This window comes from uncultured Gemella sp. (assembly GCF_963537375.1).
Classification (GTDB): Bacteria; Bacillota; Bacilli; order Staphylococcales; family Gemellaceae; genus Gemella.
The window spans coordinates 1-10,387 of sequence record NZ_CAUTDQ010000050.1; the positions used below are offsets into that span (position 1 = coordinate 1).

The 10,387-nt window shown below is 26.2% G+C and carries 10 protein-coding genes; 8 read left to right on the plus strand and 2 right to left on the minus strand.

All coding sequences use genetic code 11. From position 1 onward, the window contains the following. The first annotated feature begins 80 nt into the window (after window positions 1-80). The 3 genes from RYK99_RS08110 (at window position 81) to RYK99_RS08120 (ending at window position 3,119) form a co-directional block, all read left to right on the plus strand. Window positions 81-698 carry a hypothetical protein gene (locus RYK99_RS08110; protein ID WP_314991667.1) on the plus strand — a complete coding sequence of 206 codons (618 nt, stop codon included), beginning with the start codon at window positions 81-83 and terminating at the stop codon, window positions 696-698. A gap of 761 nt (window positions 699-1,459) precedes the next feature. Then, complete coding sequence (locus RYK99_RS08115) at window positions 1,460-2,344, plus strand: ABC transporter ATP-binding protein (RefSeq protein WP_314991669.1); 885 nt, start codon at window positions 1,460-1,462, stop codon at window positions 2,342-2,344. Between the two features lie 4 nt (window positions 2,345-2,348). Next, window positions 2,349-3,119 carry an ABC transporter permease gene (locus RYK99_RS08120; protein WP_314991671.1) on the plus strand — a complete coding sequence of 257 codons (771 nt, stop codon included), beginning with the start codon at window positions 2,349-2,351 and terminating at the stop codon, window positions 3,117-3,119. Window positions 3,120-3,174: 55 nt separating this feature from the next. Here the strand turns inward: RYK99_RS08120 and yidC are convergent, their stop codons facing one another. Then, window positions 3,175-4,050: a membrane protein insertase YidC gene (gene yidC, locus RYK99_RS08125; protein WP_314991673.1), complete on the minus strand. Its 876-nt coding sequence runs from the start codon at window positions 4,048-4,050 to the stop codon at window positions 3,175-3,177. Window positions 4,051-4,475: 425 nt separating this feature from the next. Between yidC and RYK99_RS08130 the strand changes: the two genes are divergently transcribed. After that, window positions 4,476-4,721 (plus strand): hypothetical protein, encoded by a 246-nt coding sequence (locus RYK99_RS08130; protein WP_314991675.1) that lies wholly within the window; start codon window positions 4,476-4,478, stop codon window positions 4,719-4,721. Window positions 4,722-5,516: 795 nt separating this feature from the next. On the opposite strand, the gene RYK99_RS08135 is transcribed toward RYK99_RS08130, so the two are convergent. Next, window positions 5,517-5,669, minus strand: coding sequence for a hypothetical protein (locus tag RYK99_RS08135; protein WP_314991677.1), 153 nt, complete (start codon window positions 5,667-5,669; stop codon window positions 5,517-5,519). A gap of 673 nt (window positions 5,670-6,342) precedes the next feature. Between RYK99_RS08135 and RYK99_RS08140 the strand changes: the two genes are divergently transcribed. From RYK99_RS08140 to RYK99_RS08155, 4 genes are all read left to right on the plus strand, one after another. After that, a complete protein-coding gene (locus tag RYK99_RS08140) occupies window positions 6,343-7,542 on the plus strand; it encodes a hypothetical protein (protein ID WP_314991679.1) in 1,200 nt (399 codons plus the stop codon). 385 nt (window positions 7,543-7,927) lie between these two features. Continuing rightward, entirely contained in the window at window positions 7,928-8,743 is an 816-nt protein-coding gene (locus tag RYK99_RS08145) for an ABC transporter ATP-binding protein (RefSeq protein ID WP_314991681.1), read from the plus strand. Window position 8,744: 1 nt separating this feature from the next. Then, window positions 8,745-9,518, plus strand: a complete 774-nt coding sequence (locus tag RYK99_RS08150; protein ID WP_314991683.1) for an ABC transporter permease — start codon at window positions 8,745-8,747, stop codon at window positions 9,516-9,518. Between the two features lies 1 nt (window position 9,519). Next, window positions 9,520-10,308, plus strand: a complete 789-nt coding sequence (locus RYK99_RS08155; protein ID WP_314991685.1) for an ABC transporter permease — start codon at window positions 9,520-9,522, stop codon at window positions 10,306-10,308. Window positions 10,309-10,387: the final 79 nt, after the last annotated feature.

A 10,387-nucleotide genomic window follows, 5' to 3' on the forward strand; every position in this document is an offset into this window, starting at 1 on the left:
AGGATTTACTCTTCTTTTTTTATATTTTGTCTCACATCAATTGTAACACTACAGATGAATATTTAATAGTATTTATAATTATGTTTGTTTTATTTTCAAGTTTCAAAATAAATAATTTTAAAAATGAAACTGAGAAAAATTCTGAGAGATTAGTTTTTAATAAATTGAAAAGAAAATATATTATTGTTAATACAGCGCTATTATCAGGAGCGGCAGTGTTTTTTATACCGATGTTTATAAAACAATTAGCGGCTAGGAATTTAATACAGTATTCTAGTATTATATTTTTTATACCAGGACTAACAGTAGTTTTATTTTTAATACTTACTAAGAAATATGATATAAATTTAAATAAAATACTTATGTCTTACATAATTTTTGATATAGTATTCTTCATATTGGTTATATGCGAAGTATTTTTACCATTACAAGTGATATTATTATCTTTAATAGTAGCACTAGGGGTGTCAATCAGTATAAAATTAAGGACTAATTTTATAAAAATTAATGATAAAGATTATAGAAAAAGTATAGTTCAAATTTTTCGAATAAGTGCACCGTTATTTACTATTATTTTAAGTTTTGTAGGATTATACGTAGAAAACATTGCTTATTATATTTTGTTAATAAATGCAATTTCGGCTATTCATGTGTTGTATGTAAATTTAAAGAATAGAGAGAGTGCTTTATTAGATTAAGGAAAAGTTTTCAGAAAAAATGAAAAATTAATAAAAGAATGTACACTTAGTTTTTTTAGAAATAGCTAGGTGTACATTTTTTGGTTCAATTTGAGAAGTAATACTATAGTGTTACTCAAAAAGTCCTAAAATTTAATAAAGTCCATATGAGAACTCTTAGACGCAGTGGTTTATTGATATCTAAATTCACTTTATAAAAGCTTTTTAGATATCTAATAAACTGTGCGGGGGTGACTCGACAAAATCGACTTCTCAGAAGTCTCGATTTTTGAGTCACTCCCATTTATTAACTAGAAATAACAGGTGATAATTTCGGAAAACGTTTTTTTTTTTTTTTTCTTTTCATATTGCTTTCACATCGTTTTTATATTACAATAAATCTATAAAGCTTTATAACCTCATAAAATAAGGAGGACAAAAAAATGGTATTAGATATTGGAATTTTATAGTTTATAATGTAAATAATAATAAAGAGAATCATCATTGTTTTTTGAGTTTCTTATGATCTTAAAAATTATTGTTTCTCATTATAACTTGAATAGAGGAGGAGAATCAGCTATTTTATCAAACGATAATGATTTTATAGTATTTGTTAAAGTAGACACTCGATTAATAAGCCACTCATTCAAGAAGACGCACTTTATTGTGTAAGCTACATGTAAACTACATATTAAAGAGTTGAAGGTTGATTTGTATTTGCAAATCAACCTTTTCTAGAAAGTAATTAAAAGTAAAATGTAATATCGAGAGGAGGGAGTTAAATGGTAAAACTTTTAACAGTAAAAGATTTAAAATATAAATATAAAAATTCTAGTGATTACGCGATTAAAAATATTTCTTTTTCTGCGGAAAAAGGAGATATGATTGCACTTATAGGTAAAAGTGGTTCAGGGAAAACTACTATAATTAATTCTACATTAGGATTGTTTTCTAATATCGAAGGTGAGGTATCTTTCGGTGAAGGAGTGTCTGTTCGAGATGTAGACTACTGTATGCAAAATCAATCAGTAGATTGGTACTTGAATGTGTACGACAATATTTATATGGGGGCATTATACTCTCAAAATACTATTAGTAAGAAAAGTGTAGATGAGATTATTGCTGTTCTAGGCTTAAAAGATAAGGAGAAATCTGATCTAACAGCATTATCTGGAGGACAACTGCAAAGAGTACAAATAGCAAGAAGTCTAGTGTCTAATTCAAAAATATTATTTTTAGATGAACCTACTACAGGATTAGATGTAGTATTATCAAAAAATATATTAGAATATATAAAAAATAACAATAAAGAACATGCCGTTTTTATATCTTCTCATGATTTAGATCTTATAGAAAAATATTGTAATAAGATAATTTATATAAACGATGGTGAATGTTTATACTTTGGGGAAATGAGCACTTTCTTAAGAGAATATAATAAAGAAATAGTATATAACATTTTTTACAATGGTGAATTAAGTAAAGATATAGTAGAGAAATATAAAGATATTATTACAATAGTTGATGATAAAAATTTAAAAATTTTCTTGGAAAAAGAAGAGGAAATTTCAAATGTATTAAAACTATTATTAGCAGAAAATATCACAATAGGAAGCCTACAGAAAGAAGAGATTACCTTGAAGAGAATATTGGAATTGGAGGAGTAATTATATGAAAAATGTAATGAAGAATTTTTGGGCAACATCGTATATAGAATATAAGGCGATTGAAAATAATAAGCAGATTATATATACTCAGCTTATGGTTCCAATATTATATTTTGTATTCTTTGGATTTGGAATAGGGAACTCTTTTTCAAGTTTAGCTTTTAAAGGAGAAAATGTTAGCTATATAGAATATATTTTTGTTGGAATTATAGGAGTAATATTAAATTCTCAGATGAATCAATCGGTTTATAGGGTGAATTTAGATAAAAAATGGGGACTTTTAGCTTATAAAAGAATAAAAGGGACATCAGCTATTTCTTATTTTTTAGGGAAATTAGTATTTCCATTAGGAATCACAATAGTGCAAGTATTACTAATTTACTTTTTATCGTTCTTTTTAGGAATAAAAATACAGATAGTTCCTTTCTTAAAAGTATTAATTATTGTAATTATTAGTCTAGTATTTTGGTTTTCTCTTGGAGTTATTATCTCATTAGGAACTGTATCATATAGAACTAGAGACCTTATCTTAGGAACATTATTACTACCGATAATTTTTGCTGCCCCGACTTTTTATAGTTTGGATAATTCCAAGGTGCTATATTATGTATCAAAACTTAATCCATTAACTTACCAATTAACGAGTATGAGAACTGTAATTTTTGATATGGATTTTGATATAAATACTTATGTTACAATATTCTTAAGCTTAATAATGTTTGTTTTAGCAATAAATGTTATAATAAAATCAGAATTATTAGGTGACGAGAGATAAAAGATAAAAGAATGTACACTTAGTTGTTTTAGAAATGACTAAGTGTACATTTGTTTTATCTTTTTACTAATTTTGATTTTTGTTTATTTGTTGTTTTTAGAGGCTTAGGTACATAAGGTGGATAAAGTTTACGCCCTAATAATATTTGGAATGCTACAAGGATACCACTGACTACAAAGTAAATTCCTATAGCAGCGATACTCGTATATGTTAAAAATGTTAACATTATAGGAGTAATCCAAACCATATTTTTAGAAACATTTTGTATACGTTCAGCCTCTGGTGTGTTTTGTGACATAGGATTGCTTTGCATCATACTTTGAGAAATTTTACCAACAATCATATATATAACAAAAACAAGAATTAATAGTATGTAAGATTTTTCTCCTAGTGAAATAGATAAAAAGCTCGAATCAAGAATATCTTTTGAATAGATTGGATTCTGTAGAGTAAAGTATAAACCAGAAATAAACGGTGCTTGAATTAGAATAGGTATTAGATTACCGAAAATTGCTGGTGAACAATCATACTTTTTGTATATTTTAAAGAGTTCTTTTTGAAGTTCAGTTTGTTCAATTCTTATTTTCATTCGTTCATCATTATTAAGAGCTCTCTTTTGATCTTCACTAAGCTTTTTAATTTTATTTTGTACAAGATCTAATTCAGGTTTTGCTTTTTCCATATTGATAGATGATGTACGTTGTTTTTTATAATTTTTCAACATAAAAGGAAGAATAATACCTTTTACTATAAGTGTAATAATAATTATAGAAAGACCCCAACTTTTAACATAGACATTAATATTTGATAAAAACATATCCATATTTTTGGTGAAAGTATTATAAAAGAAACCATCAGTATCATTTGCAGAACATCCAGTTAAAAATACGATTAATATTAGAGTATAAATATAGAATAGATATTTTTTCATTTATTGCCCCTCCTTACACTTATATTATCATACACATTTATAAAATGAAAGGGGTATCATATAAATATTTTTAAATATAATAATATTATTTAAAAGGATTATTATTATAAAGCTAATTATAAATGAAGAAAATTATAGTTTGAAATACAATAAAAGATGAAAATATTAGTATAATTTATTTTTTTGCTAAGTGTGTAAGTAAGATAGAAAATAATGTTAGTAGGTTTAATTAAAGTATAGAGAAATATAGAAGATAAATATTTGTAGAGAGCGTATATGATTTTATTATTTGTGGAGAAAAAAATTAGAAAATGTATTATTGAGATTTTCGTATTGCTACCATTATATTTTCATATTAAAATAAAGGTGTAAAGTTAAATAGCACCATAATATAAAATTTCCCGAATAAGAGGAGGTTATTGGTAATGGACAGTATATTAGGATCTGTAGTTGCAACTATAACTATTGGTTTTATATATTTTATGTTTAGAAGAAAATCTCTCCCTATTTTTAAAAAGAATAAACGACAATTACTGGTGGAATTGATACCGACAGTTATATTTTGTATTTTCTTTCCAAAGGTGATCAAAATTGCTATAATCTTTTTAACAGTTGAGATTATTTTATATATTATAGATTATCGCAATGAGAAGAAAAATTCTACAAAATAAAGTTAAATAATCTGAAAAGTAAAAAGGGAAGCAATACTTATCTAATTTTAAAAGAAATTTATTTTTTTTCCATAATAATTTTACTGTATAAAATGTGACGAAAATTAATTTTTTTGATATAATAAGTGTAGATGAAGTCGGAGAGTAATACCGACTCTAAAAAGAAAATACTCTCAAGTTGATGTAGTCGTAGGAGTCGCGACTCTAAAAAGAAAGGCTCTTTTTTTATACATTCTGAATTCGGTGTAACCATCACAAAAGAATTATTTATCAGTAAATTAATAAAATAAACCAATTAAGCATCGGTAATAGCCCCTAAAATTTTATCTAAATTTTGGGGGCTATTACTCTAGTTAACTAGTTTCTTTTTTATTATATATTTAATGATTATGTATGATAGCGATATAAAAATAATATATTTTAAATTTGTTATTTTTATATTAATTATGTAAAGGATATTTATTATACTTGTAAAAATTAGTAATGAAATTATATTGATTTTATCAATTAATATATTTAATTTATTTTTATTTGAATCTATTGTTATGTAGAATACTCCAATAAATGTACATATAAGTAAATAATTTATTATGAATGTGTTCTTTATTATTACATAATTTATTATATTAATAATTATAATAAATTTAAAACAAGTTAATACGTTTTGCGTCATTTTTATCTCCATTTTTATTTAGGTATATATCAATGTGACTTAAAAATTAGGATTTCATTGAAATTAATTTTTTAAAATTGCTCTTAATTTTTTAAAATTGCTCTTAATATTGATTAAGTTAATTATTTATCTTTTTTTTTTCTTTTTTCTTTTTTCTTTTTTCTTTTTTCTTTTAATTTTTCTATTTTTTTATTGACGAAATATGAACCTGTTCCTGATAACAGGCCTGTTATTACAGCGAATATTGCTATTTCTATATATTTTTCAGTATTCATTTTGTTATCTCCCATACACTTTATTATTTTTTTTGAGATGGATAATATTTACCTAAGATAAAGAAAAAATAACTTCATTATATAATTTAGCGCCTATTGTCATCCAAATAGATATTTTTTAGATTTATTATGCTTTTGAATTGTAGAGTTAACTTATATATAAGATATAGAGGGGACTAAAAGACTAGTAGTAAAAATAATATGTATAAATTTAAAATTTTTATTTATGAAATATACCTCCTTTTATCAATGTAAAGCATAATATATGTTTGGAATTACATCTAGACCAAACCGTATTTCTATTATTAACGCTTTCATTGTAACGTGTTTTTATGTTAAAGTCAATAAAAGATAATAAAACGTATATTTTGTGGGAGATGATTAGACACTCAAAAATAAAGAGGGATTAGTATATATAATTAGATATAATATTCTTGTATAAAAAAAATCCTTTATTAGTTTTCTCTAATATTAAAGTTCGTAATTTTCAAATTATTCATTCTTTTTTTCAGAAAAAAGAATTGACTATATAATGTATTAGTGCTAATATAGATTCATATTCTACTTATGGATTTTGGAATAATGTCATATAAAGTGTTTTCAGAACTTACAAGTTTGAGAAATATTAAAGATATAATTCAGATCGACTTACTCACATGGAAGGTGCATAATTTTGAAATTACTAAAAATATTTCCTAAGAATTTTATTAATCTAATTTTAGGACGTTCGGTATTGAATATAGCAGATAGCTTTTATATGGTTGCTGTAACGATTGCTTTGGTAGAAGTGTATAATATAGAAGCGAGTACTTTGACGTCGTTCGCTTTAATAGGAATGATTCCATCGCTAGTCGCATTTTCATATAGTTATTTCTTTAATAAGATAAAAAATACAAAATTTTGGATTCTCTGTTTCCAAATTATGCATATTATATTAGTCAGTCTTTTAATATTTGCATTAGTTAATAAAGCGCATATTGCTTTTATATTTATTTATAACTTTTTATTTAACTTAGTAAATTGTGTTCTTACTTCATTAAATGTAAAAGTGACACCGGAAGTTCTTGATAATGATAATAATTTGATTAAAAAATCAGTTGATATTCAATATTTTACATCAAACTCATTAGATATACTTAGTAATTTTGTTGCGTCGCTATTACTTGGTTTTATCACTTATTTATCACTTATGCAACTAAGTATTCCAATCTTTTTGGCTGGGGTATACTTCTTTACAAAGTTAAACCTGAATAAGAATATTAAAACTACCGAAGAAACTGAGGAAACAGAAGAGGTGGTTGAGGCTAGTATAGTCGGTAATATAAAGACATTGTTTTCACGAAACGCAGCGTCAAAGATAATTGTTATCGAAGCATTTCTTAGTGGTGCTACTGACTTGCTTTTAAAACTTCTTCCACTTTATCTTATTAGCATAAATATTGATGTAAAATGGTTAGCTTTAGTTCTTTCTGTATGGCGTGGTGCGGACTTAGTAGGAGCAATGGTTGCACCTTTTGTAAAAGTTCCTCCCAAAAATTTCTTCTATATGGATTATTTGATATCAGGAACTAGCTTTTTATTAGTATTTATAATAGATAATAGTTATCTAAAATTATTGTTTTTCTTTATCACCTTCGTCGTAATAGGAGTTTCTGGAAACTTCTTTGAAAAAATGCTCTATGATGATTATGAAGGAGAAGATTTTGGAGCTATTCACACTATCATAACTAGTTTTTATTCAGTATTTGGTGTCTTGTTTTTATTAATACCTTTTGTTTATGACAATATAAAAGTTCTTGGAGTATCTTTGAACATATTAACAATAATGTTTGGCTTGGGAATATTTGTTTTATTGAAATTTGAAAAACGTTAAAATGGAAAAATATATCATAAGTATTTAAAAGAAGAAATAGAACGAGGGATAAATAATAATAATAATAATTCATAAAGAAAAAAGAATAGAAATTCATTTTAAAAGCTGAGAAGTCATATCAATGTGGTATGATTTTCCCTTTTTTACTATGAGAGAGTAGTGATATTTGATATAATGTATAAAAGTGAAATATATAAATTGATAAGCTTATAGATTAATTAAAATCTACTAAAGGAGCTTTTGTATGATAAAATTAGTTGTTACAGAAATAACAACGTAAAGTAGAATATAAATAAACGTTATTGAAGTCTCTCTATAAGGGATTTGAATATAATTAGTTGTTGAAAAGTCTACGTCGGAATTATTTTAAGAAATGGAGAAAGTGATGAATAATATAATAGATGTAAAAGGTCTAAAAAGAAGTTTTAAGACTCCGAAAAATGGTGAATTTGAAGCTATAAAAGGAATAGATTTTTCAGTGAAAGAAGGAGAAATTTTTGGTTTACTTGGACCAAATGGTGCGGGTAAAACAACAACGATAAAAATTTTGACTACGATGCTTGCTCCAAGCGAAGGAGAAGCAAAAGTGTTTGGGTTTGATACTTTTTCGGAAGCAAAAAAAGTTAGAGAATATATTAATTTTGTTTTTGGTGGTGAGAGGAGCCTTTATTGGAGGCTTAGTGCAAGAGATAATTTGGCATATTTTGCAGATTTATACAAAATTCCTAGTAAAGACCAAAAAGAGTTAATTGAAAAATTAATAGCTCAAGTGGGGTTAAGTGAGTTTATAGATAAAAAGGTAGAAACTTTCTCCAAAGGAATGAAACAAAGACTTCAAATTGCAAGAGCATTATTAAATAATCCGAAAGTAATATTTTTAGATGAACCTAGTATTGGATTAGATCCAGTAGGAGCAAAAGAATTAAGAGAATTAATTAAAAAACTGTCTAAAGAAGGAGTAACTATTTTACTAACAACCCATTATATGCCAGAAGCAGAAGAACTTTGTGATAGAATTGCGATAATAAAAAAAGGTAAGTTACTGGCTATAGACGATGTAGTAGGTCTCCAAAATTTAGTTTCTAACGAAAGAAAAGAAGAAATAAAAGCAAAGAAAGAACGCGAACAAGAAGAGAAAAATAAAAAGAATTTAGAAATAACGTTAGAAGATATTTATATAGAACTATTGGGGGATGCATAATATGTTAAGAGCAATATTAATGAGTGCCAAAGTTCAGATGAAACAATCAATAGCACGTCCAATGTTTAGATTTTGTATTTTTATTAGCCCGATATTAAGTGGAATTTTACTCGGGATGATTTATCAAAATCGTAGTGTGGAAGATTTTATGTTATATGCTTTTATAGGAGCGGGAATTACTACTTTTTGGGGAAGTATTTGTTTTTCATCAGCCAGTGATATGGATAGAGAAAAATGGCTAGGAACTATGCCAATGATTTTCACTTCACCGATAGGCTTCGAAAATATAATTTTTGGAAAAATTTTAGGGAACACACTTTGGGGAATTTTTAGTTTTGGACTTAATATGCTGACGGTAAAAATTTTATTTAATAAATCTATCCAGTTTGCAAGTTTTAGTTATTTTGTATTAATAACAATCTTAATGATAGTGTCTATGATAGCTGTCGGTTTTATGATGGCAGGATTATTTACTTTATCTAGAAAAATAAGTATTCTTATGAATGTTATTGATTATCCGATAATAATGCTAACTGGGATGGTCTTTCCTATTTCGATTTTCCCAAAATTTATTCAATATATTTCATACTTATTGAGTCCAACATGGGCGATGGAAGGTTATAAATTAGCAGTTCAAGGTGGTAGTAATGAACAATTATTGAGAGTAGCGTTTATATTGGTGGTTATTATAATTATTTATTTTATTATTAGTATATTTTCATTTAGAAAAATTAAGAAACTATGTGTTATTAATGGGACTTTGGAGGTGTTTTAATATGGAAAATGTGTATAGATTTTTTAGAAGAGTTAGTTTTTCATATAAAATGTCTTCGGTATTAAATGATTGGCGTGCTTTCTTTACTATAGATTTGTTAATTCCACTAATGCAAATGATGTGTTATTCACTAGTAGGATACTATGTTTATGGTGCGGAAAATATTGAAAAATGGGTTATAAGTAATGCGATAGTGACTAGTGCATTTACGGCAATTTATAGAGTTGGTCTTCAGTTAGCAAGGGAGAGGGCAAGTGGAACATTGTCTCTAATGTTAGCGACTAAAACGAGTATTTCAGAAATATTAATTTCAAGTGCAATCTCAACTATGTTACTAAGTTTTGTATCGGTAGTTTTTGGAGTTAGCGTACTTAGTTTATTATTAGGACTAGCTTGGAATGGACAAAAAGTATTGGAGTTTGTTTTTATTTTAATATTAGCAATATTTGTAGCGACTTGTTTTGGATTTTTTATCTCGTGTTTAATATTATTAACGACAGAAATTCACCTAGTAACAAATACTATAGACAAAGTACTTTTAATATTTACAGGAGCGAATTTTCCGGTTAGTAATTTTCCATATTTAGTAGAGCAATTTTGCTATACTTTACCACTAACACGATCTATACTTTTAGCTCAAAAATTAATAGGTGGGGAGAGTGTAATAAGCAACATATATCTAATTAGAGGAGAGTTAGTTTTAGCTTTTGTATTTTTAATATTAGGAATAGTGTTGTTGAAAAATATGGAAAAAGCTGCCATAAAAGGAAGCAAATTAGATTTACTGTAAGTAAATATAAGTCTCAGAGTAGAAATGATCTGACCCCAAAAAGTTAGACTTAGAATAGCGTAGTAGTTATAATGACTGC